At 68.4% G+C, this 26,827-nt stretch carries 27 protein-coding genes; 16 read left to right on the top strand and 11 right to left on the bottom strand.

Annotated elements, in window-relative coordinates:
* Positions 1-924, bottom strand: a 924-nt coding sequence (locus J5F18_RS17810; protein ID WP_346299871.1) for an enolase C-terminal domain-like protein, incomplete at its 3' end; no start/stop codon positions are given.
* A 275-nt stretch (positions 925-1,199) separates the two neighbouring features.
* Here J5F18_RS17810 and J5F18_RS17805 point away from each other — a divergent pair.
* The 12 genes from J5F18_RS17805 (at position 1,200) to J5F18_RS17750 (ending at position 14,833) form a co-directional block, all read left to right on the top strand.
* Entirely contained in the window at positions 1,200-2,696 is a 1,497-nt protein-coding gene (locus tag J5F18_RS17805) for an NAD-dependent succinate-semialdehyde dehydrogenase (RefSeq protein WP_346299870.1), read from the top strand.
* Positions 2,697-2,727: 31 nt separating this feature from the next.
* Complete coding sequence (locus tag J5F18_RS17800; RefSeq protein ID WP_346299869.1) at positions 2,728-3,231, top strand: NAD(P)-dependent oxidoreductase; 504 nt, start codon at positions 2,728-2,730, stop codon at positions 3,229-3,231.
* Positions 3,232-3,254: 23 nt separating this feature from the next.
* Positions 3,255-3,596 (top strand): NAD-binding protein, encoded by a 342-nt coding sequence (locus J5F18_RS17795; protein ID WP_346299868.1) that lies wholly within the window; start codon positions 3,255-3,257, stop codon positions 3,594-3,596.
* A 131-nt stretch (positions 3,597-3,727) separates the two neighbouring features.
* On the top strand, positions 3,728-4,708 hold the full coding sequence (locus J5F18_RS17790) for a LysR family transcriptional regulator (RefSeq protein WP_346299867.1): 981 nt from the start codon (positions 3,728-3,730) through the stop codon (positions 4,706-4,708).
* Positions 4,709-4,848: 140 nt separating this feature from the next.
* Entirely contained in the window at positions 4,849-5,817 is a 969-nt protein-coding gene (locus J5F18_RS17785; RefSeq protein WP_346299866.1) for a tripartite tricarboxylate transporter substrate binding protein, read from the top strand.
* A gap of 136 nt (positions 5,818-5,953) precedes the next feature.
* Positions 5,954-6,427 (top strand): tripartite tricarboxylate transporter TctB family protein, encoded by a 474-nt coding sequence (locus tag J5F18_RS17780; RefSeq protein WP_346299865.1) that lies wholly within the window; start codon positions 5,954-5,956, stop codon positions 6,425-6,427.
* A gap of 18 nt (positions 6,428-6,445) precedes the next feature.
* Positions 6,446-7,969 (top strand): tripartite tricarboxylate transporter permease, encoded by a 1,524-nt coding sequence (locus tag J5F18_RS17775; protein ID WP_346299864.1) that lies wholly within the window; start codon positions 6,446-6,448, stop codon positions 7,967-7,969.
* 62 nt (positions 7,970-8,031) lie between these two features.
* Positions 8,032-9,477 carry an FAD-binding oxidoreductase gene (locus J5F18_RS17770; protein WP_346299863.1) on the top strand — a complete coding sequence of 482 codons (1,446 nt, stop codon included), beginning with the start codon at positions 8,032-8,034 and terminating at the stop codon, positions 9,475-9,477.
* 43 nt (positions 9,478-9,520) lie between these two features.
* Positions 9,521-10,693: a fumarylacetoacetate hydrolase family protein gene (locus J5F18_RS17765; protein ID WP_346299862.1), complete on the top strand. Its 1,173-nt coding sequence runs from the start codon at positions 9,521-9,523 to the stop codon at positions 10,691-10,693.
* 33 nt (positions 10,694-10,726) lie between these two features.
* On the top strand, positions 10,727-12,298 hold the full coding sequence (locus J5F18_RS17760) for an aldehyde dehydrogenase (NADP(+)) (RefSeq protein ID WP_346299861.1): 1,572 nt from the start codon (positions 10,727-10,729) through the stop codon (positions 12,296-12,298).
* A 340-nt stretch (positions 12,299-12,638) separates the two neighbouring features.
* The gene (locus J5F18_RS17755) at positions 12,639-13,022 is read left to right on the top strand and encodes a DUF6394 family protein (RefSeq protein WP_346299860.1); all 384 of its coding nucleotides are present in this window, start codon (positions 12,639-12,641) and stop codon (positions 13,020-13,022) included.
* A 50-nt stretch (positions 13,023-13,072) separates the two neighbouring features.
* The gene (locus J5F18_RS17750; protein ID WP_346299859.1) at positions 13,073-14,833 is read left to right on the top strand and encodes an NAD-binding protein; all 1,761 of its coding nucleotides are present in this window, start codon (positions 13,073-13,075) and stop codon (positions 14,831-14,833) included.
* A 30-nt stretch (positions 14,834-14,863) separates the two neighbouring features.
* On the opposite strand, the gene J5F18_RS17745 is transcribed toward J5F18_RS17750, so the two are convergent.
* From J5F18_RS17745 to J5F18_RS17730, 4 genes are all read right to left on the bottom strand, one after another.
* Entirely contained in the window at positions 14,864-15,523 is a 660-nt protein-coding gene (locus J5F18_RS17745; protein ID WP_346299858.1) for an HAD-IA family hydrolase, read from the bottom strand.
* The gene (locus J5F18_RS17740) at positions 15,520-16,500 is read right to left on the bottom strand and encodes a D-glycerate dehydrogenase (protein WP_346299857.1); all 981 of its coding nucleotides are present in this window, start codon (positions 16,498-16,500) and stop codon (positions 15,520-15,522) included. The genes J5F18_RS17745 and J5F18_RS17740 overlap by 4 nt, the downstream gene beginning before the upstream one ends.
* Before the next feature lie 34 nt (positions 16,501-16,534).
* Entirely contained in the window at positions 16,535-17,518 is a 984-nt protein-coding gene (locus J5F18_RS17735; protein ID WP_346299856.1) for a sugar kinase, read from the bottom strand.
* 68 nt (positions 17,519-17,586) lie between these two features.
* On the bottom strand, positions 17,587-18,612 hold the full coding sequence (locus J5F18_RS17730) for a LacI family DNA-binding transcriptional regulator (RefSeq protein ID WP_346299855.1): 1,026 nt from the start codon (positions 18,610-18,612) through the stop codon (positions 17,587-17,589).
* Positions 18,613-18,982: 370 nt separating this feature from the next.
* Here J5F18_RS17730 and J5F18_RS17725 point away from each other — a divergent pair, with 370 nt between their 5' ends.
* Positions 18,983-19,294: a hypothetical protein gene (locus J5F18_RS17725; protein WP_346299854.1), complete on the top strand. Its 312-nt coding sequence runs from the start codon at positions 18,983-18,985 to the stop codon at positions 19,292-19,294.
* A gap of 234 nt (positions 19,295-19,528) precedes the next feature.
* On the opposite strand, the gene fba is transcribed toward J5F18_RS17725, so the two are convergent.
* The 5 genes from fba to J5F18_RS17700 form a co-directional block, all read right to left on the bottom strand.
* The gene (fba, locus tag J5F18_RS17720; RefSeq protein WP_346299853.1) at positions 19,529-20,593 is read right to left on the bottom strand and encodes a class II fructose-bisphosphate aldolase; all 1,065 of its coding nucleotides are present in this window, start codon (positions 20,591-20,593) and stop codon (positions 19,529-19,531) included.
* A 71-nt stretch (positions 20,594-20,664) separates the two neighbouring features.
* Positions 20,665-21,834 (bottom strand): phosphoglycerate kinase, encoded by a 1,170-nt coding sequence (locus J5F18_RS17715; protein ID WP_346299852.1) that lies wholly within the window; start codon positions 21,832-21,834, stop codon positions 20,665-20,667.
* A 35-nt stretch (positions 21,835-21,869) separates the two neighbouring features.
* Positions 21,870-22,949: a glyceraldehyde 3-phosphate dehydrogenase NAD-binding domain-containing protein gene (locus tag J5F18_RS17710; protein ID WP_346299851.1), complete on the bottom strand. Its 1,080-nt coding sequence runs from the start codon at positions 22,947-22,949 to the stop codon at positions 21,870-21,872.
* A gap of 67 nt (positions 22,950-23,016) precedes the next feature.
* Positions 23,017-23,733 (bottom strand): LrgB family protein, encoded by a 717-nt coding sequence (locus J5F18_RS17705; protein WP_346299850.1) that lies wholly within the window; start codon positions 23,731-23,733, stop codon positions 23,017-23,019.
* Positions 23,726-24,085 (bottom strand): CidA/LrgA family protein, encoded by a 360-nt coding sequence (locus tag J5F18_RS17700; RefSeq protein ID WP_346299849.1) that lies wholly within the window; start codon positions 24,083-24,085, stop codon positions 23,726-23,728. The genes J5F18_RS17705 and J5F18_RS17700 overlap by 8 nt, the downstream gene beginning before the upstream one ends.
* A 153-nt stretch (positions 24,086-24,238) precedes the next feature.
* On the opposite strand from J5F18_RS17700, the gene J5F18_RS17695 reads away from it, so the two are divergent.
* The 3 genes from J5F18_RS17695 to J5F18_RS17685 all read left to right on the top strand — a co-directional run bounded on the left by J5F18_RS17695 (position 24,239) and on the right by J5F18_RS17685 (position 26,315).
* Complete coding sequence (locus J5F18_RS17695) at positions 24,239-24,688, top strand: Hsp20/alpha crystallin family protein (protein WP_346299848.1); 450 nt, start codon at positions 24,239-24,241, stop codon at positions 24,686-24,688.
* A gap of 58 nt (positions 24,689-24,746) precedes the next feature.
* On the top strand, positions 24,747-25,139 hold the full coding sequence (locus tag J5F18_RS17690; protein WP_346299847.1) for an Hsp20/alpha crystallin family protein: 393 nt from the start codon (positions 24,747-24,749) through the stop codon (positions 25,137-25,139).
* A 123-nt stretch (positions 25,140-25,262) separates the two neighbouring features.
* The gene (locus J5F18_RS17685; protein WP_346299846.1) at positions 25,263-26,315 is read left to right on the top strand and encodes a class I fructose-bisphosphate aldolase; all 1,053 of its coding nucleotides are present in this window, start codon (positions 25,263-25,265) and stop codon (positions 26,313-26,315) included.
* A gap of 75 nt (positions 26,316-26,390) precedes the next feature.
* Here the strand turns inward: J5F18_RS17685 and J5F18_RS17680 are convergent.
* Positions 26,391-26,827 (bottom strand): transketolase C-terminal domain-containing protein (locus J5F18_RS17680; RefSeq protein WP_346299845.1); only part of this gene is annotated, 437 nt, incomplete at its 5' end.

Raw genomic sequence — 26,827 nt, 5'->3', positions numbered from 1 at the left:
CACCCGGTTGTGGCAGTGTTCGCCGGTGGCGACGCCGATCGCGCCCAGGCGGCGGCGAATCTCGGCATGGCCCAGGATGTCGTCGGGGCTGGTCGGCTCCTCGATCCACAGCGGATCGAACTCGGCCAGTTGGCGCATGTTGGCGATCGCCTCGTCGACGTCCCACATCTGGTTGGCGTCCATCATCAGGGTGCGTTCCCAACCGATCTCCTCGCGCAGGATGCCTGCGCGACGGCGGTCCTCTTCGAGGTCGCCCCCCACCTTCTGCTTGAAGTGGGTCCAGCCCTCGGCCAGCGCCTCGCGTGCCAGGCGGCGCACCTTGTCGTCGTCGTAGCCGAGCCAGCCGGCCGAGGTGGTGTAGGCGGGGTAGCCCTGCTCGCGCATCTCCTGCTCGCGGGCGGCGCGGCCGGCGGCGTTGCGCCGCAGCAGCCCCAGTGCCTCCTCGGGGGTCAGGGCGTCGGTGACGAAGCGGAAGTCGAGGCTGCGGACCAGCTGCTCCGGCGACATGTCGACCAACAGCTTCCATACCGGCTTGCCTTCCGACTTGGCCCACAGGTCCCAGATGGCGTTGACGATGGCAGCCGTGGCCAGGTGGATGACGCCCTTCTCCGGGCCGGTCCAGCGCAGCTGGCTGTCGCCGCTGGTGAGCCGGCGCCAGAAGGTGCCCATCTCGGCGGTGATGGTCTCCAGAGTCTCGCCTTCGATCAGGTAGGCCAGCGACTCCACGGCCTTGACGCAGAGCTCGTTGCCGCGGCCGATGGTGAAGGTCAGGCCATGCCCCTCGAGGCCGCTCTCGGCGTCGGTGTGCAGGGTGACATAGGTGGCCGAGTAGTCCGGCGCCGCATTCATGGCATCGGAGCCGTCCAGGGAGCGTGAGGTCGGAAAGCGGATGTCCTGGACCTCGAGGCGGGTGATGGTGGTCATGGTGGTCGATTCCCGTGCAAGGGCTTGGGTGAAAGGGGCGAGTGGCCACCAGCCTAGGCACTCCGGTTGATAACCTTCCAATCGTTTTTTTCTTGGTATCGATCTCTATAGGTTATCGGTGTGTCGGTGCGACCCCAGCGCTGCGCCGGCTCCCGCGGCGACTCGCCCCTTGCCGGGCGCCGCTGTGCCGAGGCCTGCGCGACGAAAGTATAATATGTAATTTTGGATTCATAATTCATATTGCACGGGCTAATCACAATTTCGGGGGAGAGCACATGACTCGACAAGCGTCAGAACAGAGCATGGCAGGTCGTCAAGGGCCGGAACTGCAGGATCCGGCACTGTTCCGTGAGCACGCCTACGTCGATGGGCGCTGGATCGATGCCAGCGACGAGGCGGTCATCGAGGTGATCAATCCGGCCAGCGAGACGCTTCTGGGCAGCGTGCCCCGCCTGACCCAGGCTCAGGTGAGCGAGGCCGTCGAGGCGGCCGATCGCGCCTTTCCCGCCTGGAAGGCCAAGACTTGCAAGGAGCGCGCCGCCATCCTGCGGCGCTGGTACGACCTGTGCATGGCCCATCAGGAGGACCTGGCCCGCATCCTGACCCTGGAGCAGGGCAAGCCGCTGGCCGAGGCCCGGGGCGAGATCGCCTACGGCTCCGCCTTCATCGAGTGGTTCGCCGAGGAGGCCAAGCGGATCTATGGCGACGTCATTCCCGCCCATGCCACGGACCGGCGCATCGTGGTCACCAAGGAGCCGGTCGGGGTGGTGGCGGCCATCACTCCCTGGAACTTCCCCAATGCGATGATCACCCGCAAGGCCGCCGCCGCCATGGCCGCCGGCTGCACGGTGGTGGTCAAGCCGGCCTCCAGCACGCCCTTCTCGGCGCTGGCGCTGGCGGAGCTGGCCGAGCGCGCCGGAGTGCCCCGCGGGGTGCTCAACGTGGTCACCGGCAGTGCCCGGGTGGTGGGCGATGAGCTGACGGCCAACCCGCTGGTCCGCAAGCTCTCCTTCACCGGCTCCACCGAGGTGGGCAAGGTGCTGCTCACCGCCTGTGCCCAGACGGTCAAGAAGGTCTCCATGGAGCTGGGTGGCAACGCGCCCTTCATCATCTTCGAGGATGCCGATCTCGATCAGGCGGTGGCCGGAGTGATGGCCTCCAAGTTCCGTAACACCGGCCAGACCTGCGTGTGCGCCAATCGCATCTTCGTCCATGATGGCATCTACGACGCCTTCGCCGAGCGCCTGGCCCAGGCGGTGGCGGCGCAGCGGGTCGGCAACGGCCTCGAGGAGGGGGTGACCCTCGGTCCGCTGATCGACCAGGCCGCGGTGGCCAAGGTCGAGGAGCATATCGCCGATGCGCAGCAGCGCGGGGCCAGCGTCTATCTGGGCGGGCAGCGCCATGCGCGGGGCGGCAACTTCTTCGAGCCGACGATTCTCACCGATGTGGCCAGCGACGCCCGGCTGATGAACGAGGAGACCTTCGGCCCCGTGGCACCGCTGATCCGCTTCAGCGACGAGCAGGAGGTGATTCGCCTGGCCAACGACACCCCCTATGGCCTGGCCAGCTACTTCTATACGCGCGACGTGGGCCGGGTATGGCGGGTGGCCGAGGCTCTGGAGTGCGGCATCGTGGGCATCAACGAAGGCATCATCTCCAGCGAGCTGGCCCCCTTCGGTGGCGTCAAGGAGTCCGGCATCGGCCGTGAAGGCTCCAAGTACGGCATCGAGGACTACATCGAAATCAAATACCTCTGCATGGGTGGGCTGTGATGCCTGGCCCCACGACGACACGGGAGACGACATGAGCGACGCGCAGTTGACCAGACAGCGAGTGGGCATGGTCGGGATCGGCCTGATGGGCCATGGCATCGCCACCAACATCCAGCGGGCCGGCTGGCCGCTGGCCTTCCTCGAGCATCCCGGCAATCAGCCGGTGGATGAGCTGCTCGCCCAGGGGGCGACGCCGTTCGCCACGGGGGCGGAGCTGGCCCGTCACGCCGAGATCATCATTCTCTGCGTGACCGGATCGCCCCAGGTGGAGGAGGTGCTGTTCCGCGAGGAGGGCGTGCTGCAGGGGCTCCGGCCCGGCACCGTGATCATCGACTGCTCCACGGCGATTCCCAGCTCGACGCAGCGGATTGCCGAGGCGGTGGAGGCGGCGGGCGGCCGCTTCCTGGATGCGCCGATGACGCGCACCCCCAAGGAGGCCGCCGAGGGGCGGCTCAACCTGCTGGTAGGCGGGGATCGCGAACTCTTCGAGGCGCAGCGGCCCATGCCGGGCCGGTCGGGGCCGGGCACCAGCTGAAGCTGCTGCACAACTTCGTCTCGGTGGGCTTCTCCACGGTGCTGGCCGAGGCGGCGGCCTGCGCCGAGCGCGGCGGCATCGACCCCGAGGTGTTCGTCGATGTGCTGGCCCAGGGGGGCGGGGCGGGCACCGTGCTCGAGCGGCTACGCCCCTACATCCAGGCGCGCGACGCCTCTGGCTTTCGCTTCAGCATCGCCAACGCCCACAAGGATCTCGGCTATTACCTGGCCATGGCCGGCGATCTGGGCGCGGCTCAGGAGGCCGCGGCGAGCATCGACAGGGTGCTGGGCGAGGCCGAGTCGGCGGGCCATGCCCAGGCCGCGCTCCCCGAGCTGATCTCCCTGCTCGGCAAGCGCGACGCCTGACGGCGGCAGGACACAGGGCCGCTCGAGGCCGGTGCGCTGCAGGCATCGGGTAGACCGAAGCGAGCCATCGCCGGTCTACCCGACTGTCGAGGTGGGGGATCAACAGGCGTGATCGGGGAGGGCCGTCAGTCTTGGACAAGCTGTCATCGGTCGGCCTGTGCGGCTGGATGCGCTTCAAGCACCTGCTGCTGCTTATCCACCTCGATCGCCGCCGCAACATGCATGCCGCCGCCCGGCAGATGCACCTCAGCCAGCCTGCCGCCAGCAAGATGCTGCGTGACCTGGAGGCCTGCTTCGGCTTTGCGATCTTCGAGCGCCAGCCGCGCGCCATGGTCCCGACCGAGCTGGGCGCCCAGTTGGTTCGCCATGCCGAGATCCTGCTCAACGACACCGAACGGATGGTCGAGGATATTCAGCGCCGGCGCGAGGGTGGCTACGGCCGCCTGCTGATCGGTGCCATTCCCGCGGCCGCCCCGGAGATCCTGCCGGCGGCGATCGCCGCGCTCAAGCGGCGGCGCCCTCGGCTGTCGGTCAGCATCGACGAGCAGAGCAGCGATCGCCTGCTGCAGGCCCTGGAGTACAAGCAGCTCGACCTGGTGATCGGCCGGCTCACGGCGGTGAGCCAGCACAACCTGTTCGACTTCGAGCCGCTGCTCGAGGAGCCGCTGCGGGTGGTGGTGGGCAGCGAACATCCGCTGGCCGACCAGGCGCAGGTCACGCTGGCGGCGCTGCGCCACTGGCCGTGGATCCTGCATCCCCCCACCAGCCCCATGCGCCAGGTCTTCGAGGCGGCGCTGGCCGACGCCGGCATCGCCTCGCCCGACGACACCATCGAGACCACCTCGACCCAGACCACCCTGCAGCTGCTGCTGAGCGCGCCGATGCTGGCGGTGCTGCCCCGGTCGGTGCTCGAGCGCCCCCTGGCCAGCGGCCAGTACGTGGTGCTGCCGCTGGCCATCGGCAAGCCGCTGGACTCCTACGGCATCATCACCCGCAAACTTGAGCCGCTGTCGAGTGCCGCCGCGGAGCTGGTCGACGAGCTGCGCCTGCGGGTCGCGTCTGCCAGTTCGCCGACGTCGGATCCTGCCGCTCTAGACGAAAGTCGATATTGATGAAATGAATTATGTGTTCATAATTACATCATGGCGGGCCGAAGCCGATCTTCTGACCCGGACATGCCGAGCACGCCGACTGTCGCCGTTCCCAGGCGACACCGGCAAACCAAGACAACGACAAACAGGGTGATTGAGAGATGACAAAGACAATTCTGGTCGCCAAGGCGGCACTCTCCGGCGCGCTTTGCCTGGCACTGGCCGGCGGCGCCAACGCCTGGGAGCCCCAGCGCAACGTCGAGTTCGTGGTGCCCTACAGCGCCGGCGGCGGCAGCGATATCAACGCGCGCATGCTGGTCGAAGCGATCCGCGAGACCGGGCAGGTCAATCGCCCCATCCTGGTCAACAACCGTCCCGGCGGCTCCGCCGCCGTCGGCAACAGCTACACCTACAGCCAGCGCGGCAATGGCCACATCCTCATGACCCTCAACGGCGGTCAGATGATGAGCATGGTGGTCAACAACGCCGCCGTGCAGCTCGATGACCTGACGCCGCTCGCCACCCTGTCGCTGGATACGCTCTTCGTGGGCGTCAGGGCCGGCGGCGAGATCGGTGACCTCGACGCCCTGATCGAGCGCGCCCAGCAGGATCCGGGCGGCGTCACCATCGGTGGGGCCGGCCGCGGCGGTGAGGATCACCTCGCCTTCTCGATGCTCGACGATAACCTGGGGGTCGACTTCCAGTACGTGCCCTTCGACGGCACCGGCGATGTCACGGCGGCCCTGCTGGGCGGGCACATCGACGCGGCCATCTTCAAGCTGGGCTCGCGGGTCGATCAGAGCATGATCCGCTTCCTGGCCACCTATTCGGAAGAGCGCCTCGATGCGCCCTTCGACGAGGTGCCGACCTTCGCCGAGCTGGGCTACGACAACCTCGAGCTGATGATCTTCCGCGGCTACGCCGGTCCGCCCGACATGCCCAGCGAAGCCGTCGAATACTGGGAGAACGTCTTCCGTGCCGCCGCGGAAACGGATAAGTGGATGAAGGATTATGTCGAGAGCAACGGCCTGATTCCCACCTTCATGGGGGCCGAGGAGAGCGCCGAGTACTACCGCAGTGAGCTGGAGCGGTACCGGACGCTGTTCCAGCAGGCCGGCATGATCGACTGATCCGCGGGGCCTGGTCGCCGGCTGGCGCCACGCCCCAGTCGTTTCCCCCGCGGCCGCCTTGCCCCTCCCCGAACCGACTGCGCAACAGCCGGCGAAGAGGGTAGAGGCGGCCGCTACCGTTAGAGAGGCGCACGCCATGTCAAGCGTGAATCAAGCATCGGCCGGCGGCAGCCGGCCCTGGATCTCACTGCTGGTCACCCTGGGCATCATCGCGATGGGGCTCGCCTGGGCCGGCTTCGGCTGGCTCAAGTATGGGGTGTGGATGCACAACGGCCCCGGCGCCGGCTTCTTCCCCCTGGTGATGGGCCTCGGCGCCGCTCTACTGGGGGGGTACGAGCTGCTGCGCCGCCGCTGGGCTACCGATCGGGTGGGACTGCGCAACCTCTGGCCCGCCGTGGCCATGGGCATGGCCGTCGCCACGATTCCGCTGTTCGGCATGGTGCTGGCCATGACGCTGTTCATCGTGCTGTGGATGGCGCTGATCGAGCGCCAGCCGTGGCTCAAGTCGGTGGTGATCGGGGCCTGCACGGGTGGCGCGATCTACCTGCTGTTCGGCATGTGGCTGATGGTGGCGTTCCCCCAGGGTGCCCTCATCGGGTGGTTCAGTTAATCGAGCGAAGAGTCCCTTATGGATATCCTACAGTCCTTGATGCAGGGGTTTGCCACCTCGCTGACATTCAGCAATATCCTGGCCGCACTGGTCGGGGCCGGTCTGGGAATCATCGTGGGCGCCATCCCCGGGCTTGGTTCCGTCACCGGCATCGCCCTGCTGCTCCCGCTTACCTTCCAGATGGACCCCATTACCGGCATCATCATGCTCGGGGCCCTCTACTATGGCTGCATGTACGGCGGCTCCTACAGCGCCATTCTCCTCAACATTCCCGGCGATGCGCCGGCGGTGGTGACCTCCCTGGATGGCTATCCACTGTCGCAGCAGGGACGGGGCGGCAAGGCCCTGTTCACCGCCAACATCTCCTCCTTCATCGGCGGCACCGTGGGCATCATCATGCTCACCTTCATGGGCCCCATCCTGGCCCACGTCGGCTTGATGTTCGGGCCGGCCGAGGTGGCGGCGCTGATCCTGCTGGCGCTCTGCTCCATCGGCTGGCTGCTGGGCGACAATCCGGTCAAGGGACTGATCTCGACCTTCATCGGTGTGATGCTGGCCACCATCGGCATCGGCACGGCCTTCGGCCAGCCGCGCTTCACCTTCGATTCGATGTACCTGCTCAACGGCATCTCCTTCATCCCGTTGGTGATCGGCATGTTCGGCTTCAGCCAGGTGCTGGTGATGATGGTCAATCGGATCGATCCCGCCGCCCAGGGGCTCTCCAACCGGCTGGGGCTGAAGGAGAGCCTGCTCGACCGCAAGGAGATGCGCAGCATCATTCCCGCGTCGCTGCGTTCCGGGGTGCTCGGCAACCTGGTGGGCATCCTGCCGGGGGCGGGGGCCACCACCGGCTCCTTCCTCTCCTATGTCCTGCAGAAGAAGGTGGGGCGCAACGGTAGCGAGCTCGGCAAGGGGCGTATCGAAGGGGTGGCCGCCTCGGAGGCGGGCAACAACGCGGCCGCGGCCGGCTCCTTCGCGCCGCTGCTGTCGCTGGGCATCCCCGGCTCGGGCACGGCCGCGGTGCTGCTCGGCGGGCTGATGATGTGGGGGCTTCAGCCCGGGCCGCTGCTGTTCCAGACCAACCCCGATTTCGTCTGGGGGCTGATCTCCTCCATGTACCTGGGCAACGTCATGGCGGTACTGGCGGCGCTGGCGATCATTCCGTTCCTGGTCAAGCTGCTGCTTATCCCGGCCTCGATCATGATCCCGGTGATCGCCGTGGTCTGCGTGGTCGGTTCCTACAGCGTCAACAACAGCATGTTCGATGTCTGGTTCATGCTCGGCGCCGGGGTGGTGGCCTTCTTCATGACCGCCGCTCGTTACCCGATCGCGCCGCTGCTGCTGGCCTTCGTGCTGACGCCCCGCCTCGAGACCAGCCTGCGCCAGGCCCTCGACATCTCGCGCGGCGATCCGATGATCTTCCTGAGAAGCCCGATCGCCGCCACCCTGCTGACGATCATCCTGCTGTTCGTGCTCTATCCGCTCGGCAAGAAGCTGTTCCTGGCCGCGCGCCATCGCCGGCACAAGGCGGCAGCCGAATGAGCCCGGCGAGGCCCCGGGGGCAAGACCCCCACCCCTGACACTGAATGCAGAGAGAGACGGAAATGACATTCGACAACCATCAAGCCGTCGCCTTCTTCACCCAACGGCTGGGCGCCAAGGGGGTGGTGGCCGAGGCCACCGACCAGGAGCGCTACGTGCGCGACTGGGCCGGCGGACGCCTGGGCAGGCCGCTGGCCGTGGTGCGCCCCAAGACCACCGAAGAGGTGGCCGCGGTGGTGCGCTACTGCCACGAGCAGGGCATTCGCATGGTGCCCCAGGGTGGGCATACCGGCCTGGTGAAGGGCGCCCTGCCGGACGATCACAAGCCGGAGGTGGTCATCAGCCTCGAGCGCATGACGCGCATTCGACACCTCGACCCGCTCAACTTCACCATGGCGGTGGATGGCGGGTGCATCCTCGAAGAGGTCAAGCGGGCCGCCGAGGAGGCCGACTGCTTCTTCCCGCTCTCGCTGGGCGCCCAGGGCAGCTGCCAGATCGGCGGCAACATCGCCACCAACGCCGGGGGCGTCAACGTGCTGCGCTACGGCATGATGCGCGAGCTGGTGCTGGGCCTCGAGGTGGTGCTGCCCAACGGCGAGATCTGGAGCAGCATGAAGGCGCTGCACAAGGACAACCGCGGCTACAGCCTGCAGCAGCTGTTTCTCGGCAGCGAGGGTACCCTGGGTATCGTCACCGGGGCGGTGCTCAAGCTGACACCGCGCCCCCAGCAGTCGCAGACCGCCCTGCTGGCGGTCCCCTCGGTGGAGGCCGCGGTCCGGCTCTATGCCCTGGCGCGTCGCGTCGGCAGCGACCTGCTCTCCGCCTTCGAGCTGATCCCGCGCCAGTGCCTGGAGCTGGCCTTCGAGGCCGCGCCACAGCTCTCCGATCCGCTCGATGAGGCCTATCCTTACTATGTCCTGCTCGAGCTGGCGGCCAGCGGGCCCGTGGATCTGCCCGGCATGCTCGAACGCCTGCTGGAGGCGGGCATGGAGGAAGAGGTGGTACTCGACGGCGTGCTGGCCTCGAGCGTCGCCCAGGCCGATCAGCTGTGGTTGATCCGCGAGGGCATGGTGGAGGGGCAGCTGCTGCGCGGCGAGCACCTGCGTACCGACGTCTCGGTGCCGATCTCGGCGATTGCCGAGTGCGTGGAGCAGGCCGCCGCGGCCGTGACGACGCTCTCCCCCGACTCCCTGCTGATCGCCTACGGCCACATCGGTGACGGCAACCTGCACATCAATGTGCTGCCGCCCGCCGAGACGCCGGCAGAAGCGCTGCCGGCGCTGTTCGAGCAACTCGAGGGCGCGATCTTCACCGTCGTGGACGGTTTCGACGGCAGCATCAGCGCCGAACATGGCATCGGACGCAGCAAGCAGGCCGCCTACCTGGCCAGGCTCACCGCCACCGAGCGCCGGCTGCTGGCCGGTATCAAGGCGGTATTCGATCCCGAGGAGCTGATGGGCGCGGGACGTATCCTGCCGCTGACCGACCGATCATCGTCATCCTCATGACCCCTGAGCCGTTCGCGCTCTCTCGACCATGACAGGAGCCATCATGCAAGCCATCCATCCCCGCGACTGCCTGCCCGAGGACCTCGACCGTGCGCTGCTGGTCGGCCGGGTGTGGCGTGAGGCGCCGCTCGACGGCCCGGCCATCGTGGTGGTGCGTCAGGGCCGAGTGCTCGACGTCTCCGCCGCCGTCGCGACCCTCGCCGACCTGCTCGACCGCGATGCCCCCGCCGCCTTCGTCGCCGGCCTCGACGGCGAGGACCTCGGCGAGGTCGAGACCCTGCTCGCGAACTCCCTGGCCGAGCCCAGGCGTGCCCCCTACCTGCTCGCCCCCTGCGATCTGCAGGCGATCAAGGCCTGCGGGGTGACCTTCGCGGTCAGCCTGCTCGAGCGGGTGATCGAGGAGCAGGCCGGCGGCGATCCCCAGCGCGCCGGCGAGCTGCGCCGCGAGATACAGGCGCTGATCGGCGGCGACCTGTCGCAGATCCAGCCCGGCTCGCCGGCGGCCATGGCCCTCAAGGCCGAGCTGCAGGCCAAGGGGGCCTGGTCCCAGTACATGGAGGTGGGCATCGGCCCCGATGCCGAGGTGTTCTCCAAGGCTCAGCCGCTCTCGTCGGTGGGCATCGGCGAGCGCGTCGGGCTGCACCCGGCCTCGAAGTGGAACAACCCCGAGCCGGAGATCGTGCTGGCGGTCGATGCCCGCGGCACGCCGCGCGGCGCCAGCCTCGGCAACGACGTCAACCTGCGCGATATCGAGGGGCGCAGCGCCCTGCTGCTGGGCAAGGCCAAGGACAACAACGCCTCCTGCGCCATCGGCCCCTTCGTGCGGCTGTTCGACGATCAGTTCACCCTCGACACGGTGCGCCAGGCCAGGGTCGCGCTGCGCATCGAGGGGGCCGACGACGGCTTTGTGCTGGAGGACGAGAGCGACATGCGCGAGATCAGCCGCGATCCGCTGGAGCTGGTCGAGCAGACCATCGGTGCCCACCACCAGTACCCTGACGGCTTCATGCTGTTTCTCGGCACCATGTTCTCGCCGCTCCAGGACCGCGACGGGGCGGGGCAGGGCTTCACCCATCACCCGGGGGATCGGGTGACCATCGCCACCCCCAGCCTCGGCGCCCTGGTCAATGGTGTGGACTACAGCGACCGGCTGCCGCCCTGGACCTACGGGCTGCGCGCCCTCTACGCCCACCTGGCCCGCCGCGGTCAGGCCTGAGACGACTCCCACCCCCTGCTGCAGGAGACGACCATGACCCCGCAAGGTACTTCCCTCATCGGCCGCGAGGCCGTCACCGGCGACCAGGCCATCATCCGCGCCGTGAATCCCACCACCGGCGAGGCCCTGGCCCCGGACTACCCCGGCCTGGACTGTCAGGCCGTGGCGCGGGCCTGTGAGCTCGCCGAGGCGGCCTTCGCCAGCTACCGCGAGACTTCCCTCAAGCAACGCGCGGCCTTTCTGGAAACCATCGCCGGCGAGATCGAGGCGCTGGGGGACGCCCTGATCGAGCGCGCCATGGCCGAGACCGGCCTGCCCCAGGCCCGGCTGGAGGGCGAGCGCGGCCGCACTTGCGGCCAGCTGCGCCTGTTCGCCTCGGTGGTACGCGCCGGTGAGTGGCTCGACATACGCCTCGACCCGGCGCTGCCCGAGCGGCAGCCGCTGCCCCGGGTCGACCTGCGTCAGCAGCACATCCCCCTCGGGCCGGTCACCGTGTTCGGCGCCTCCAACTTCCCGCTGGCCTTCAGCGTGGCCGGCGGCGATACCGCCTCGGCACTGGCCGCCGGCTGCCCGGTGGTGGTCAAGGCCCACTCCGCCCACCCCGGCACCTCCGAGCTGGTGGGGCGCGCCGTCCAGGCCGCGGTGGCCAAGTGCTGCCTGCCCGAGGGTGTCTTCTCGCTGCTGTTCGGCGCCGGCCGCGAGGTGGGCCAGGCGCTGGTCGCCGACCCGCGCATCCAGGCGGTGGGCTTCACCGGCTCCCGCGCCGGTGGGCTGGCGTTGCTGGCCACCGCCCAGGCGCGGCCCCAGCCGATCCCGGTCTATGCCGAGATGAGCTCCATCAACCCGGTGTTTCTGCTGCCGGAGGCCTTGCAAGCCAGGAGCAAGGAGATTGCCGAGGGCTTCGTCGCCTCGCTCAATATGGGCGCCGGGCAGTTCTGCACCAACCCCGGCCTGGTGATCGGGGTGAAGGGCCCGGACCTCGACGCCTTTCTCGAGGCCGCCGGCCAGGCGGTCAAGGGAAGCGCCGCCCAGACCATGCTCACCCCGGGGATCCACGCCGCCTATCAGGACGGCATCGGGGCCCTGGTCGGCGAGGCCCGTGACATCGCCCGCGGTCAGGCGGGAGAGGGCCCCGGCGCCTGCCAGGCGGCACTGTTCGCCGCCTCTGGGAGCGACTTCCTCAAGAACGAGGCGCTGCAGGCCGAGGTGTTCGGCGCCGCCTCGCTGGTGATCGAGTGCGACGACCTCGACCAGATCCAGGCCGTGGCCGAGCATCTGGAGGGGCAGCTCACCGCCACCCTGCAGCTGGACGACGGCGACCTCGACGCGGCGCGCCGCCTGCTGCCGGTGCTCGAGCGCAAGGCGGGCCGGGTGCTGGCCAACGGCTGGCCGACGGGTGTCGAGGTGTGCCACGCCATGGTCCACGGTGGTCCCTTCCCGGCGACCTCTGATTCCCGTAGCACTTCCGTGGGCAGCGCGGCGATCCAGCGCTTCCTGCGCCCGGTGTGCTACCAGAACCTGCCGACGGGTCTTCTGCCTGAGGCGCTCAAGGATGACAACCCGCTGGGGGTGTCGCGTCTAGTGGATGGTCGGCGCGAGGCTTGATGGCCGTCGCCCCAGTTTGATGGCAAGCAGGCGGTATTCTTTCGGCGGCCTAGAAGGCCGCCTTTTTTCTGCCCGGTCTGCATATGGAATCAGCGGCCGTGGCGGGACACTTCCAGGCTGGGGTCCCGCTCGCTCAAGCAATTGCATCCCAGCAGGCCAACTTGACGTCGCCGTCCTCGCTCACCATGCCGTTGTAGCCGGTGGAGCCGATCACCAGCGGCATCCTAGCGGTTGCCCAGCAGATGGGTCGACAGTTCCCGGTCGCCACCAGGGCGGTGGCGTTCGCGGCCGCCGGGGCTCCTGCCTATACTGACGGCGCGTCCCGGCCAGGAGCAGGCCAATGAATCTCGAACGCGTCGTCTTCGGCTTCTTCATCATTCTTACCCTGAGCCTCAACTACGCGTTCGTCGCGGGTGGCGCCGAGATGGCCGCCCAGCCCAATGTGTGGATTCTCACCCTCACCATCATCGTCAACCTGGTCGCGATCGGCCTGAAGCTGGGGGATCGCTCCCAGACCGGGGCGCTGCTGCTGGCGGCAGGACTGGTGGCGGGCCTTCTGCTGATCACGGCGCGTATCGTCTGGATCGTCGCGGAACCCGTTGGCGGGGGCGGGCCGGGGCCCGGCGACATGGCCAATATCGTCTCGATCGCCACGGGGGCGCTGGTCGCGAATGTCGTCGCGACGGTGATCCTGGTCGGCGATACGCTGCTCTCGCGACGCTAGAAGCTTGTCGGACTTCTCCATCCGGTGCAGGCAGAGGGAGGGCTGAACGCATGACGCCGACCTCCGATCTCGACCGTGTGACGATGATCGTCCTGCGTTACATGCGCCGGCCGCTGTTCGCGCTGCTGTTCGTGTATTCGGTGGGCATCATGGGCATGGCCCTGATGCCGGGCCCGGTCGTCGAGGGTGAGACGACCTACATGAACCTCTTCCATGCCTTCTACTTCTTCACCTACACGGCGACCACCACCGGTTTCGGCGAACTGCCCCACGGCTTCAGCGAGGAGCAGCGCCTGTGGACGATCTTCTGCCTCTATACCGGCGTCATCGCCTGGTTCTATGCCATCGGCTCGCTGATTCGCCTTGTGCAGAATCCTCATTTCATCCAGGCCATGAATGGGGTGCGGTTCGCCCGCAAGGTCAAGCGCAACGTGGAGCCGTTCGTCATCCTCTGCGGTTTTGGCGATACCGGCAGCCTGCTGGCCCGGGGCCTGAGCGACCATCGTATGCGCGCGGTGATACTCGATTCCGACCCGGAGCGCATCAAGGCGCTGGGCGTGCGCGATTACACGGTCGCGATGCCGGGACTCTGCGGGGACACCAGCGCGCCGAAGCACCTGCTGGCCGCGGGAGTCAAACACCCCGCGTGCCGGGCCCTGGTCGCACTGACGAACGATGACGACATCAATCTCAAGATTGCGGTGATGGCACGGCACCTGAACCCGCGGCTCCGGGTCATCTGTCGTTCGACCTCGGCCCGCCATGAGGCCAATCTGCGCGCGCTGGACCAGGTCACGGCCGTCGACCCCTTCGAAATCTTCGCCCAGCTCGTCTACTGGGCGATCGCGCGTCCCGAACTGCACAACCTCAATTCGTGGTTCGTGGGCGCCCGTGGCGTCGAGCTGGGGGCGCCGGTCCAGGCGCCACGAGGCATCTGGATCCTGTGCGGGTATGGGCGGATGGGGCGCTGGATCCATCGCTACCTGCAGGCCCATGGGGTCGAGGTACGCATCATCGATCCTGGAGTGGACGCCAAGGCGGCCGGTGACGGCACGGTCGTGGTCCAGGCGCATGCCGATCATGCGGCGCTGGTGACCGCGGGGATCGACGAGGCGGTCGGCGTCATCGCCGCGACGAATCGCGATGCCGACAATCTCAGTACGCTGCTGTCGGTGACGGAACTCAATCCGGGGGCGTTTCGCATCGTGCGCCAGGACCGCCACGAGAATCAGGTCGCCTTCGATGCCGCCCGGGCCGACCTGGTCCTCCAGCACAGCCTGACGACGGCGCGGCGGATCCTGAAGCTGCTGATTTCACCCCTCGTCCAGGAGCTGGTTGACTGGCTCGCGGAACGCGAACCGGCCGTGACGAAAGCGCTGGTGGCCCGGCTGCAGGCGGCCGTGGGCGGGGAACCCCCGCACCTCTGGTCGGTCAGGCTGGTCCCGGGGGAGGCGCCGGCGGTGACCGACTATCTGGAGGCCGGCGGGGCGGTGGCCCTGGGGGCGCTGTACCGCGATGCACGCTCGTTCCCGGAGGGGCTACCGTGCGAAGCGCTCGCCGTTCGCCGGGCCGGGCAGTCGATCATGTTGCCGGACAAGGCGTTTGCGCTGGCGGTCGGCGACGAGCTCCTCTTCTGCGGTGTCCATCGGGCGGAGACGAGGCTGCAGCCGACACTCCACAATCCTTATACGCTGCGCTTTATCCTCACCGGGGTCGAGGAGCCTCGCGGGTACGTGTTTGCCTGGCTCGCAGGCAGGCTTGGGCGCCGCCGCAGCGATCATGAGCCGAGCGGTCGCCGGCCCCGGCCATGAGGGCATCGGCGACGTAACCGCGACGGCATCCTAGGGCACGAGTCCGGCGATCACCGCCGGCAGCTCACTGGCGTGGCGAATGGCGATGGCGCCCTCCGGCGTAGTCTCCTCGGCCGGGAAGCGGTTGAGGTGGATGACCCGCATGCCGGCGGCGAGCCCCGCGGCGACGCCCACCGCGGCGTCGTCGATCACCACGCAGCGCTCGGGGGGCTGGCCCATGGCGGTGGCGGCCTGGCGGTAGAGCCCCGGGTCGGGCTTCCAGACGTTCAGGGTGTAGGCGCTGAACAAATTGTCGCCGAAGTGGGGCGCCAGGCCGGCGCTCTGCATGGCGCAGCGAATCTTGGCCTCCGGGCCGTTGGACACCACCGCCTTGGGGTGGGTGGCCAGGGCATCGAGGGCTGCCGGCATGCCGGCGATGGGTTTCAGCTCGGCGCGCATGCGCCGCTCCATCAGGCCGCGCATCTCGCCCTCCATCAGCGGGAAGCGTCCGTCGTCCAGCGCGCCGTGGCGTCGCTCCAGGGCCTCGATGATGGTGAGGAAGCGCACCCCGCGGAACTCTTCCATGTATTGCCGGGCGGAGAAGGGCAGGCCGAAGGCCGGCAGGATCTCGCCCATCACCTCGGCGAGCAGGATCTCGCTGTCGACCAGGGTGCCGTCGGAGTCGAAGAGCAGGCAGAGCGGTGGGGTCATGATGGCCTCCAGGCGGCGTCGTTGACCAGGCTGATGGGGCGCTGACCCTTGAGGGCGAGGGAGATGTTGTCGACTGCGCGCTGGGCCATGGCGGTGCGGGTTTCAAAGGTCGCCGAGCCGATATGCGGCAGGGCGACGACATGGCGCATGTGGGGCAGCGGCGACTCCGGAGACAGCGGCTCCTGCTCGAAGACGTCGAGGCCGGCGGCGCGGATCCGCCCCATCTCCAGCGCTTCGATCAGCGCTGCTTCATGGACCACCTTGCCGCGGGAGATATTGACGAAGATTGCGGTGGACTTCATGAGGGCGAACTCGTGTTCACCGATCAGGTGTTCGGTCTCGTCGGTGAGCGGGACAGTGACGCAGACGATGTCGGCCTCGGCCAGCAGTTCGGCGAGCTCGCGCCGCTCGGCACCGAGCTCCGCCTCCAGCGCCGGCTTGGGCGAGGCGTTGGAGTAGAGCACCTTCATGCCGAAGCCCAGGGCCCCCCGGCGGGCCACCGCGGCACCGATGCGGCCGAAGCCGACCATGCCCAGGGTCTTGCCGTGGACATCGCTGCCGAAGTGCTCGGGACCGATGCTGGCCTGCCAGTCGCCGCGCTTGACCCACTCGGCCAGTTCCACCACCCGCCGCGCCGTCGCCATGATCAGGGCGAAGCCGGTGTCGGCGGTGGTTTCGGTGAGGACGTCCGGAGTGTTGCAGAGCAGGATACCGCGGCGGGTCAGCTCGTCGATGGGGTAGTTGTCGACCCCCACCGAGATGCTGGCGATGACTTCCAGATCGGGCGCCGAGTCGAGAAGCTCGGGCGTGATGGCCAGGCTCGAGCCGATCAGGCCATGGGCCCCGGGAAGCGCGGCGCGGAAGGCAGGATCGTCGGCGGAGGTCAGGTCGCTGAAGGTCTGGACTTCAAACTCCCGGGCCAGCTGCGCCAGCTGGTCCTCGCTCAGGCGGCCATAGGCCAGGACACGTTTCTTCATGGGGCAGGATCCTTGTGGTCGACGCGCATGACACCTACAGGGTAGGCAGTTCGGCCTCCAGCGTCGCGAGGCGCTCGCGGCTCGGCAGGCCCTCCATGTCGCCCACCACCTGCACCGCCAGGGAGCCGACCAGGTTGCCGCGGCGCAGCGCCTCGCGGGGCGAGCGCCCGTCGAGCAGGGCACTGACCACCCCTACCGCGAAGCCGTCGCCGGCGCCGACCGTATCGACCACCTCGGCCACCGGGAAACCCGGCACGGTGACGCTCTCCTCCCGGCCGGCGAGGGTCCCGCGGTAGTAGCTGCCTTCCGGGCCCAGCTTGATGATCACCGCCGAGGCCCCCCGCTCGAGATAGTAGTCGGCGATCGCCTCAGGGGTCTCCCGGCCGGTCAGCAGGCGGCCCTCGGCGAGGCCCGGCAGCACCCAGTCGCTTTCGGCGGCCAGGGCGTTGAGGGTATCACGCATCGCCGCCTCGCTCTTCCACAGGCTGGGACGCAGGTTGGGGTCGAACGAAACGCTGGCGCCGGCGCTGCGGGCCTGTTCCAGCATCTGCCGGGAGAGTTCCCTGGCGCTGGAAGAGAGCGCCGGAGGGATGCCGGTGGCGTGCAGATGACGCAGGGCGCTGAAGTCGACTGGCTGGGCGTCGGTGAGGGACAGGTAGCTGGCCGCACTGCCGCGGCGAAAGTACTCCACCCGCGGGTCGGCGCCGCCCAGGGCGCGCTCCTTGAAGAGCAGGCCGGTGGGGTGGTCGGGGTCCACCCGCAGGTGCCGGCAGTCGAGTCCCTCGGCCTCCAGGGTGCGGCGGATGAAGGTGCCGAAGCTGTCGTCGCCGACCCGGCTCAGCCAGCCGACCCGGAACCCCAGGCGCGCCAGGCCGATGGCCACGTTGGTGTCGGCGCCGGCGATGCGGCGCTGGAAGTGCTCGACCTGGGCCAGTTCGCCGGGACTGTCGGCGACGAACATGGTCATGGCCTCGCCGAAGGTGAGCACCTCGGGGCGGGGGGGTGGTTGGTGGGGCATGATGTGTCTCCTGTGTTGGGAACGTTACCATTTTTAGGTGAAGGGCTGCGTGGCGGGACCGCTGCGGCTCAGCTCGAGCGTAGGGTGGAGCCCCGGGCGATGAGGGTCGGCGCGTGCTGACGCCTGAGCGCGGGACTCGTGCCATCGGGCGATGGCTTGGCCAGCAGACACTCCACCGCGGCACGGCCGATGGCCTCGGTGGGCTGGGCCAGGGTGGTGATGCCGGAGTCGACCAGGGCGCACCAGTCGAGTTCGTCGATGCCTATCAGGCCGGTTTCGCCGAGCCGGGTGCCCAGGGCCTGCAGGGTTCGAGTCACGGCCAGGGTGACGTTGCCGTTGGCGCAGAGCAGGGCGCTTGGCGTGGTAGCAGGGCCGGCCAGGAAGGTGGTGATGGCTTGCTCGAGTGCCACGCTGTCGGTGAGCGACTGGCAGTGAGTCTCCCCGACCAGGCCGCGCTCGGTGAGGCCCTGGCGGAAGCGCTCCAGGCGGGCCTGTCGGGGGCTGGCCTGTGCCGGTGGCTCGCTTACATAGAGCAGCCGCCGGTAGCCCTGAGCCTGGAGGTGCTCCAGGGCCAGGTCGATGGCCTGGACGTTGTCGAGCCCCACCATGTCGGCATTCACGTCGCCCAGTTCGCGATCCAGCAGCACCAGGGGGATGCCCTGTTCCACTAGCATCTGCAGTTCGCGATCGGGGCTGCCGGCGGCGTTGATCACCAGGCCCTGGATGCGATAGGCGGCGAGCAGGGCCAGGTGTTCCCGCTCCTGGGCGGGGTCGTTATCGGTGTTGCAGACCAGCAGCGATAGGCCCCGCTCGCGACAAGCCTGCTCCACGCCGTGCATCACGGCCACCGAGAAGGGGTTGCGGATGTCCGCCACCAGCATGCCGATCAGCCGCGAACGGCCGCCCTTGAGTCCGCGAGCCATCTGGTTGGGAAGGTAGCCGAGGCGATCGGCGGCCTCGGCGATGCGCATCTGAAGCGCTGACGACAACCGTTCGCGTTCGCCGCCGAAGTAGCGGGAGACGCTGGTCTTGGAGGCGCCGGCCTCGCGGGCGACCTCGAGTATGGTGGCGCGATGGGGTAGGGGGCTGGGCATATGGCGAGATCTCTATGGAACCGTTCCCATCCTAGCCGCGATGCCTGGTTCCGGCAAGAGGGCGGGAGACAACGGCACCGGTCGCCGAAAAGTGTCGCTCCGCTGTGTCGGCCGGCCCCATGTGCCAGATTGCACCATGCCCCGCAGTCGTCTCGCGCCCATCGCCACCTCGGCCTGGCCTGGGTCGATGTATTTTAGGTTATTGATATGGCTTGATTTTCAAAAAAAGTTGGCGGAGGTTGGCCCGGTGCCTGCATCGGTCAGGGCGAGCAGAAACCGCTGGTGAACATTCATCACTCGCCAGTCGACACGGAGGCCACCGGCCTCCATTCAGGAAAACTCACGTTCAGACCCCATAGGAGGCGCGAACATGATGTCTAAGGAATTCCTCAAGAAGCTCGGTATCGTCGGTATCACCTTTGGCCTGGCCGCCAGCCCGCTGGCCTTCGCCGACTTCCACGACGAAGAGCCGCACGAGCCGGCGCCGCACGAAGAGCCGGCTCCCGATGAGAACTACGGCAGCGCCGGTGACGACGCCTTCGGTGGCACCGATAAAGAAGCCACCGAGTACGACACCGAGTACGAGGACGAGGAAGAAGAGTGGACCTTCGATGAAGAGGAGGAAGAAGAGGAGCAGGAGTGGGAGACTCCGGACGAGGACGATGAGGAATCCGCTTGGTAATCGCCTCGTGACTCCCTTCGAGGAAGCCACTTCCTCGCTGCCACCCCCGGCTTTTGCCGGGGGCGGCGTCGTTGGTGCCTCGCTATCCGTGCCCTTGCCCTGAGGCGGATGCACAGGGAGGGCGGCAACAAGAAGCTGCGTCAGCGATTCGAGGCTTCAACGACAAGGGGCGGCCACCTGGCCGCCCCTTGTCATGTCCGGGGTATCGCCTGTCGCTGTGCCGATGTCTCCGGGTTACGTTACCTTGGGGACGAGTTCGCCGCTCTCGTAACGAGCGACCATGCCCTCGAGGCTGATCGGCTTGATCCTCGAGGCGTGGCCGGCGGTGCCGAAGGCTTCGTAGCGCGCGATGCAGATGTCGCGCATGGCGGAGACGGTCTCCTTCAGGAACTTGCGCGGGTCGAACTCGCTGGGGTGCTCGGCCATGAAGCGGCGGACCGCGCCCGTGGAGGCCAGGCGCAGGTCGGTGTCGATGTTGACCTTGCGCACCCCGTGCCGGATGCCCTCGACGATCTCCTCGACCGGCACGCCATAGGTCTCTGGGATCTCGCCGCCGAAGCGGTTGATCACCTCGAGCCACTCCTGGGGCACCGAGGAAGAGCCGTGCATCACCAGGTGGGTGTCGGGGATGCGGGCGTGGATCTCCTTGATGCGCTGGATGGAGAGGGTGTCGCCGGTGGGCGGCTTGGTGAACTTGTAGGCGCCGTGGCTGGTGCCGATGGCGATGGCCAGGGCGTCCACCTGGGTGGCCTTGACGAACTCGGCGGCCTCCTCCGGGTCGGTGAGCAGCTGCTCCATGTTGAGCTTGCCCTCGGCGCCGATGCCGTCTTCCTCGCCGGCCATACCGGTCTCCAGGCTGCCCAGGCAGCCCAGCTCCCCCTCCACCGAGACGCCACAGGCGTGGGCCATCTCCACGGTGCGACGGGTGACGTCGACGTTGTAGGCGTAGTCGGTGGGGGTCTTGCCGTCCTCACCGAGGGAGCCGTCCATCATCACCGAGGAGAAGCCCAACTGGATGGAGCGCTGGCAGACCGCCGGGCTGGTGCCGTGGTCCTGGTGCATGCACACCGGGATGTGCGGAAACTCCTCCACCGCGGCCAGGATCAGGTGGCGCAGGAAGGGGGCCCCGGCGTACTTGCGGGCGCCGGCAGAGGCCTGGACGATGACCGGCGAGTCGGTGCGATCGGCGGCCTCCATGATGGCACGCATCTGTTCGAGGTTGTTGACGTTGAAGGCCGGAACACCGTAGCCGTACTCGTGGGCGTGGTCCAGCAGCTGGCGCATGCTGATCAGTGCCATGAGGTTACCTTTTGCATGGTCACGGCGCCACTCGGCGCCGTGCTACCGTAGATGGGGATGCCGTCTGTCTGTCAGGCGCGCTCGGCGGCGGCCTCCAGGGCGGCCACGGCCGGCAGGGTCTTGCCCTCGACGTACTCGAGGAAGGCGCCGCCGCCGGTGGAGATGTACGAGACCTGCTCGGCGATGCCGTACTTGTCGATGGCGGCCAGGGTGTCGCCGCCGCCGGCGATGGAGAAGGCCGGGCTCTCGGCGATGGCGCGGGCGATTACCTCGGTCCCCTGGCCGAACTGGTCGATCTCGAACACGCCCACCGGGCCGTTCCACAGGATGGTGCCGGCGTCCTTGAGCATGGCGGCCAAGCGCGCGGCGCTCTCGGGGCCGATATCGAGGATCATCTCGTCGTCGGCGACCTGGTCCACCGGCTTGACCACGGCCTCGGCGGAGTCGGAGAACTCGGTGGCCACCACCACGTCGCTGGGCAGCGGGATCTCGACCCGGGCCATCAGTGCCTTGGCCTGATCGATCAGGTCGGCCTCGTGCAGCGACTTGCCGACGTTATGGCCCGCCGCGGCGATGAAGGTGTTGGCGATGCCGCCACCGACGATCAGCTGGTCGCAGCGCTCGGAGAGGGCGTTGAGCACCTCGAGCTTGGTGGAGACCTTGGAGCCGCCGACGATGGCCGCCATGGGGCGTGCGGGGGTGGCCAGGGCCTTCTCCAGCGCCTCGAGCTCGGCGGCCAGCAGCGGACCGGCGCAGGCCAGCGGGGCGAAGCGCGCCACCCCGTGGGTAGAGGCCTGGGCGCGGTGGGCGGTGCCGAAGGCGTCCATGACGTAGATGTCACACAGGGCGGCGTACTGCTTCGCCAGCGTCTCGTCGTCCTTCTTCTCGCCCGGGTTGAAGCGCACGTTCTCGAGCAGCACCACCTCGCCGTCGGCCAGGTCCAGGGCGGCATCCAGGTAGTCGCTGATCAGGGTGACCGGGCGGCCCAGCAGCTCGCCGAGGCGCTCGGCCACCGGCGCCAGGGAGAACTCCTCGGCGGGCTCGCCCTCGGTGGGGCGACCCAGGTGGCTCATCAGCATTACCTTGGCGCCGGCATCACGGGCGGCTTGGATGGTAGGCAGCGCGGCGCGCAGGCGGGCGTCGCTGGTCACCTGGCCGTTCTTGACGGGCACGTTCAGGTCCTCTCGGATCAGCACGCGCTGGCCATTGAGGTCGAGGTTGGTCATCTTGCGCACGTTCATCGGGGTGTGTTCCTCATCTGGAAACCGGAAGCGGGTCAGGGGGTGTCGAGGGGCATGGCGGCCAGGCGCCGGCCGACATCGAGCATACGGCTGGCGAAGCCCCACTCGTTGTCGAACCAGCACATCAGCTTGATCAGGCGACCGCCGGCCACCCGGGTCTGGGTGGCGTCCACGATACCGGAGCGCGGATCGTGGTTGAAGTCGACCGAGGCCACTGGCTCCTCGGTGTAGCCGAGCAGCCCGGTCAGGCGCCCGCGGCTGGCCTCGGCGAGCAGGGCATTGACCTCGGCGGCGTTGGTGTCGCGACGTACGGTAATGGCGAGATCCATGGCCGAGACGTTGATGGTCGGCACGCGCACATGGAGGCACTCGAAGCGGCCGGCCAGGTGGGGCATCAGGCGGTTGATGCCGCGGGCCAGGCCGGTGTCCACCGGCACGATGGAGTGCATCGCCGAGCGAGTCAGGCGCAGGTCGGTGTGGTGGTAGGCGTCGATCACCGGCTGGTCGTTCATCGCCGAGTGGATGGTGGTGGTGACCCCGTGCTCCACCCCCAGTGCCTCGTCCAGTACGGTGAGCACTGGCACCAGGCAGTTGGTGGTGCAGGAGGCCGCCGAGACGATGCGGTGGGAGGGGGCGAGGCTGTGGTCGTTGATGCCGGTGACGATGGTAGCGTCCACGTCGCTCTCCGCCGGCTGGGAGAAGAGCAGACGGCCGGCGCCGGCGGCCAGGTGGCGCTCGGCGGTGATGCGGTCCTTGAAGCTGCCAGAGCACTCCAGCACCAGGTCGATGCCGAGCTCCCCCCAGGGCAGGCGAGCGGGGTCGGGCTCGCTGAGTACCCGGATGGGGTGGCCATCGATCACCAGGGACTCGCCCGCCACCTCCACGCTGCCGGGGAAGCGGCCGTGGGTGGTGTCGTAGCGGGTCAGGTAGGCGATGGTATCGAGGTCGGAGAGCTCGTTGATCGCCACCAGCTCGAGGGCGGGCCCGGGGCGGCCGGCCTGCTCGTTTTGCTGCGGCTCGGCTCTCTGCTGCTCGGCCCTTTGTGCCTCGAACAGGGCGCGCAGCACGCACTGGCCGATGCGGCCGTAACCGTTGATGGCGATGCGGTGGGCCATGGCGGTGGCGGGAGCTCCTGTTCGTGGCGGGTGGCGACGCAAGGGAAAGCCGCGATTCTAGCGCACTTCAGCCGGCGAGTCCCGGCAGGCGCCAGGCCAGCGGCAGCAGCAGGGCGGTGAGGATCCCGGTGAGGCTCATGCCGAGGGAGGCGAAGGCGCCGGCGGTAGGGCCGATATCGAAGGCGCGCACCGTGCCCAGGGCGTGGCCGTTGATGCCCAGCGCCAGGCCGAGGATGCGTTCGTCGCGGATGCCCAGCCAGTGCGCCAGCAGGGTGACGAAGGCGATCGCCGCCACCCCGGTTAGCAGCAGCCCGCCCATCATCAGCGACACCGAGCCGCCGAGTTGCTCGGTGATGCCGATGGCGATGGGGGCGGTCACCGACTTGGGGGCCAGGGAGGCGAGAATCGCCGGCGGCGCCCCCAGCAGCCAGGCGATGCTGACCGCGTAGAGGGCCGCCATGCCGGCGGAGATCGGCAGGCAGACCAGCAGCGGGCGCCACAGGGCGCGAATATGGCCCAGCTGCTGGTAGAGCGGCAGCCCCAGGGCCACGGTGGCTGGCCCCAGCAGCAGCATCAGCCAGCCGGCGCCCGCCTGGTAGTCGGCGTAGTCGATGCCGGCCAGCGCCAGCACCCCGGCCAGCAGCAACGCCGCCACCAGGATCGGCGGGCACCAGCCGGGGGCGCCCAGCCGCTTGAAGAGGTGCAGGCCGGCGACGTAGGCGGCCAGGGTCAGGGCGATGGCCGCCACCGGCGTGGCCATCAGGTGGTCGATCAGCTCACTCATGGTCGAGGCGCTCCCGGCCCATCAGGCGGCGCATCAGCCACAGGGTGGTGAAGACGCTGAGCAGGGTACCGCCCACCAGGGCGGCGAGGATCGCCGTCCACTGGCCGGCCAGGGTGTCGAGGATGAAGAAGATCCCCACCACCCCGGGCATGATCAGCATGGCCAGCACGCCGATCAGCGGCTGGGCGGCGGCGGCGAGATCGGCGTTCACCGTGCGGCGCAGCATCAGCCAGGCGGTGAGCAGCAGCATCCCGGCGACCCCGGCCGAAACCGGCAGGCCGGTGAGGGTGACCAGGGCGTCACCGATCAGCAGAAAACCCAACAGCCAGAGAAAACCGCGCAGCACGCTCATGTCGATCCTTGTGTGGAGAGAAAAAAAGCCCTCGCCGAGGCCTTGAAACTGGCCGGGGCGCTCCTATTGTGCAGATTACCGGGGCCCTGTCAGCCTCGTGGTGCTCGGCCCCATCCCGTCCTCTGGCCTGTGAAGAGTAAGGAGGTGTTCGACATGTTCGGAGATCTCAGGGGCTTTGATCCGACCCGCCCCCAGGGTCTGGAGTGGTTTCGCCAGCTGTTCGACGAGATGCTCCCGAGCGGTGCGGCGGCCGATATCCGCTCGGTGCCCTCCGGCAGCTACCCGCTGATCAACGTCGGGCGTACCGACGATACGGTGCGCGTCTATGTCTTCGCGCCGGGGCTCGCCGCCTCGGACCTGGAGTTGAGCCTGCAGGACAGCGTGCTGACCGTTGCCGGCCAGCGCCCGGCACCGGCGGACGCCGAGGGGCGCACGCGCTTCCGCCAGGAGCGCTTTCACGGCGACTTCCGTCGCGCGGTGGCGCTGCCCGAGGGGCTCGACATCGACCGCGCCGAGGCGCGCTTTAGCGACGGGGTGTGCGAGATCGTGCTGCCCAAGCGCGAGGAGCTCAAGCCGCGGCGCATCGAGGTACAGGCGACCTGAGCCGACTCGAGAGCCGATTCACCAACGCGGTTGCCTGGCAACGCAGGAGGTAAGCGACATGAACGAGATCAGCCGTCACGAAGCCGGCGCCTCCCGGCCCGCCGAGGAGGAGCGCCGCCAGGAGGCACTGTTGCCGGCGGTGGATATCCATGAGGAGAACGACGCCGTGCATATCCTGGCCGATATGCCCGGTGTGACCCGCGATTCGCTGGTCATCGAGGTGGACAACGGCGTGCTGAGGCTGGAGGGCGAGGTGCGGATCGCTATGCCCGAAGGGCTGAGCCCGCTCTATGCCGAGGTGCGTGCCCAGCGCTATGCGCGGCGCTTCACCCTCAGCCACGAGATCGACAGCGAAGCGATCAGCGCGCGCATCGAGAACGGCGTGGTCCACCTGACGCTGCCGCGGCGCGACACCCATCGCCGGCGGCGTATCGAGGTACAGGCGGCCTGAGCGGTCGTCCCGGCGCCCTCCCGCGCGGAGGGCGCCTTTCAGTTGAATATTCCTCTGCCCTGCCGGTAGGCTGATCCACTACGCTGGGAGAGAGCGAGTGACCCTACCAAGGAGAGGAACGACATGACCGATATCGCCAAGCTGCTCGGCGCCGAGGCCGAGGCCCTGCTGACCCACCAGTGCCGGGGGATCCCCCGCGAAGGCCTGCACCTGCCGGGGCCCGACTTCGTCGGCCGGGTGGTGGCGGAGAGCGACCGCAGTCCCGCGGTGATGCGCAACTTCCAGGCGCTGTTCGACCACGGCCGGCTGGGTGGCACGGGCTATCTCAGCCTGCTGCCGGTGGACCAGGGCATCGAACACTCCGCCGGCGCCTCCTTCGCGCCCAACCCCGCCTACTTCGATCCGGCCAACATTGTCGAGCTGGCCCTCGAGGGCGGCTGCAACGGCGTGGCCTCGACGCTGGGCGTGCTCTCCTCGGTGGCGCGTCGCTATGCGCACCGCATCCCGATGATGCTCAAGCTCAACCACAACGAGACCCTGAGCCATCCGGCGATCTATGACCAGACCCTGTTCGCCCAGGTGGAACAGGCCTTCGACATGGGCTGCGTGGCGGTGGGCGCCACCATCTACTTCGGCTCCCACGAGAGCCGCCGCCAGATCATGGAGATCAGCGAGGCCTTCGCCCGCGCCCATGAGCTGGGCATGGTCACGGTGCTGTGGGCCTACCTGCGCAACTCGGCCTTCAAGCATGAGGGCACCGACTACCATGTGGCGGCGGACCTCACTGGCCAGGCCAACCATCTGGCAGCCACCCTCAAGGCCGATATCGTCAAGCAGAAGCTGCCCGAGACCAACGGCGGCTACCGTGCCATCGGCTTCGGCCATACCCACGACCGGGTCTATGACGCCCTGACCACGGACCACCCCATCGACCTGGCGCGCTACCAGGTGGCCAACTGCTACATGGGCCGTGCCGGGCTGATCAACTCCGGCGGGGGTTCCAAGGGGGCCTCCGACCTGGCCGAGGCGGTGCGCACCGCGGTGATCAACAAGCGCGCCGGCGGCATGGGGCTGATCTCCGGTCGCAAGGCCTTCCAGAAGCCCATGGACGAGGGCGTCGCGCTGCTGCACGCCATCCAGGACGTCTATCTCGATTCCGACGTCACCCTCGCCTGAGCGCCGCCTCGACCCCGCGGGCATGAAAAAGGGCACGGTCGAACGGCCGTGCCCTTGATGTGCGACTCGCGGCGCTCAGCCGTCGAGCAGCGCCTTGGCCTCCTTGACCACGTTGGCCACGGTGAAGCCGAAGTGCTTGAAGAGATCACCCGCCGGGGCGGACTCGCCATAGGTGCGCATGCCGATGATGCGCCCCTGCAGGCCCACGTACTTGTGCCAGTAGTCACGGTGGCTGGCCTCGATGGCGAGCCGCCGGGTGACGCTGCTCGGCAGCACGCTCTCGCGGTATTCCACCTCCTGGCCATTGAAGCGGTAGGTGGAGGGCATGGAGACCACGCGCACGGCGTGTCCGGCCGCTTCCAGCTCGACCGCGGCGTCCATGGCCAGCGCCACCTCGGAGCCGGTGGCGATCAGGATCAGCTCGGGCGCGCCCTCGCAGTCGCGTAGCACGTAGCCGCCGCGCTGGATGTTGGCCAGCTGCTGCTTGGTGCGCGCCTGGTGGGGCAGGTTCT

This window comes from Halomonas sp. BM-2019 (assembly GCF_017584085.1).
The sequence above is the reverse complement of the archived record's forward strand: the minus strand, read 5'-3'. Positions and strand labels throughout refer to the sequence as shown.

Bases quoted from the DNA above. Each gene is read 5' to 3' on its own strand.
- J5F18_RS17805 (WP_346299870.1), top strand. From the start codon at position 1,200: ATGACTCGACAAGCGTCAGAACAGAGCATGGCAGGTCGTCAAGGGCCG.
- J5F18_RS17800 (WP_346299869.1), top strand. From the start codon at position 2,728: ATGAGCGACGCGCAGTTGACCAGACAGCGAGTGGGCATGGTCGGGATC.
- J5F18_RS17785 (WP_346299866.1), top strand. From the start codon at position 4,849: ATGACAAAGACAATTCTGGTCGCCAAGGCGGCACTCTCCGGCGCGCTT.
- J5F18_RS17780 (WP_346299865.1), top strand. From the start codon at position 5,954: ATGTCAAGCGTGAATCAAGCATCGGCCGGCGGCAGCCGGCCCTGGATC.
- J5F18_RS17775 (WP_346299864.1), top strand. From the start codon at position 6,446: ATGGATATCCTACAGTCCTTGATGCAGGGGTTTGCCACCTCGCTGACA.
- J5F18_RS17770 (WP_346299863.1), top strand. From the start codon at position 8,032: ATGACATTCGACAACCATCAAGCCGTCGCCTTCTTCACCCAACGGCTG.
- J5F18_RS17765 (WP_346299862.1), top strand. From the start codon at position 9,521: ATGCAAGCCATCCATCCCCGCGACTGCCTGCCCGAGGACCTCGACCGT.
- J5F18_RS17760 (WP_346299861.1), top strand. From the start codon at position 10,727: ATGACCCCGCAAGGTACTTCCCTCATCGGCCGCGAGGCCGTCACCGGC.
- J5F18_RS17755 (WP_346299860.1), top strand. From the start codon at position 12,639: ATGAATCTCGAACGCGTCGTCTTCGGCTTCTTCATCATTCTTACCCTG.
- J5F18_RS17750 (WP_346299859.1), top strand. From the start codon at position 13,073: ATGACGCCGACCTCCGATCTCGACCGTGTGACGATGATCGTCCTGCGT.
- J5F18_RS17745 (WP_346299858.1), bottom strand. From the start codon at position 15,523: ATGACCCCACCGCTCTGCCTGCTCTTCGACTCCGACGGCACCCTGGTC.
- J5F18_RS17740 (WP_346299857.1), bottom strand. From the start codon at position 16,500: ATGAAGAAACGTGTCCTGGCCTATGGCCGCCTGAGCGAGGACCAGCTG.
- J5F18_RS17735 (WP_346299856.1), bottom strand. From the start codon at position 17,518: ATGCCCCACCAACCACCCCCCCGCCCCGAGGTGCTCACCTTCGGCGAG.
- J5F18_RS17730 (WP_346299855.1), bottom strand. From the start codon at position 18,612: ATGCCCAGCCCCCTACCCCATCGCGCCACCATACTCGAGGTCGCCCGC.
- J5F18_RS17725 (WP_346299854.1), top strand. From the start codon at position 18,983: ATGATGTCTAAGGAATTCCTCAAGAAGCTCGGTATCGTCGGTATCACC.
- fba (WP_346299853.1), bottom strand. From the start codon at position 20,593: ATGGCACTGATCAGCATGCGCCAGCTGCTGGACCACGCCCACGAGTAC.
- J5F18_RS17715 (WP_346299852.1), bottom strand. From the start codon at position 21,834: ATGAACGTGCGCAAGATGACCAACCTCGACCTCAATGGCCAGCGCGTG.
- J5F18_RS17710 (WP_346299851.1), bottom strand. From the start codon at position 22,949: ATGGCCCACCGCATCGCCATCAACGGTTACGGCCGCATCGGCCAGTGC.
- J5F18_RS17705 (WP_346299850.1), bottom strand. From the start codon at position 23,733: ATGAGTGAGCTGATCGACCACCTGATGGCCACGCCGGTGGCGGCCATC.
- J5F18_RS17700 (WP_346299849.1), bottom strand. From the start codon at position 24,085: ATGAGCGTGCTGCGCGGTTTTCTCTGGCTGTTGGGTTTTCTGCTGATC.
- J5F18_RS17695 (WP_346299848.1), top strand. From the start codon at position 24,239: ATGTTCGGAGATCTCAGGGGCTTTGATCCGACCCGCCCCCAGGGTCTG.
- J5F18_RS17690 (WP_346299847.1), top strand. From the start codon at position 24,747: ATGAACGAGATCAGCCGTCACGAAGCCGGCGCCTCCCGGCCCGCCGAG.
- J5F18_RS17685 (WP_346299846.1), top strand. From the start codon at position 25,263: ATGACCGATATCGCCAAGCTGCTCGGCGCCGAGGCCGAGGCCCTGCTG.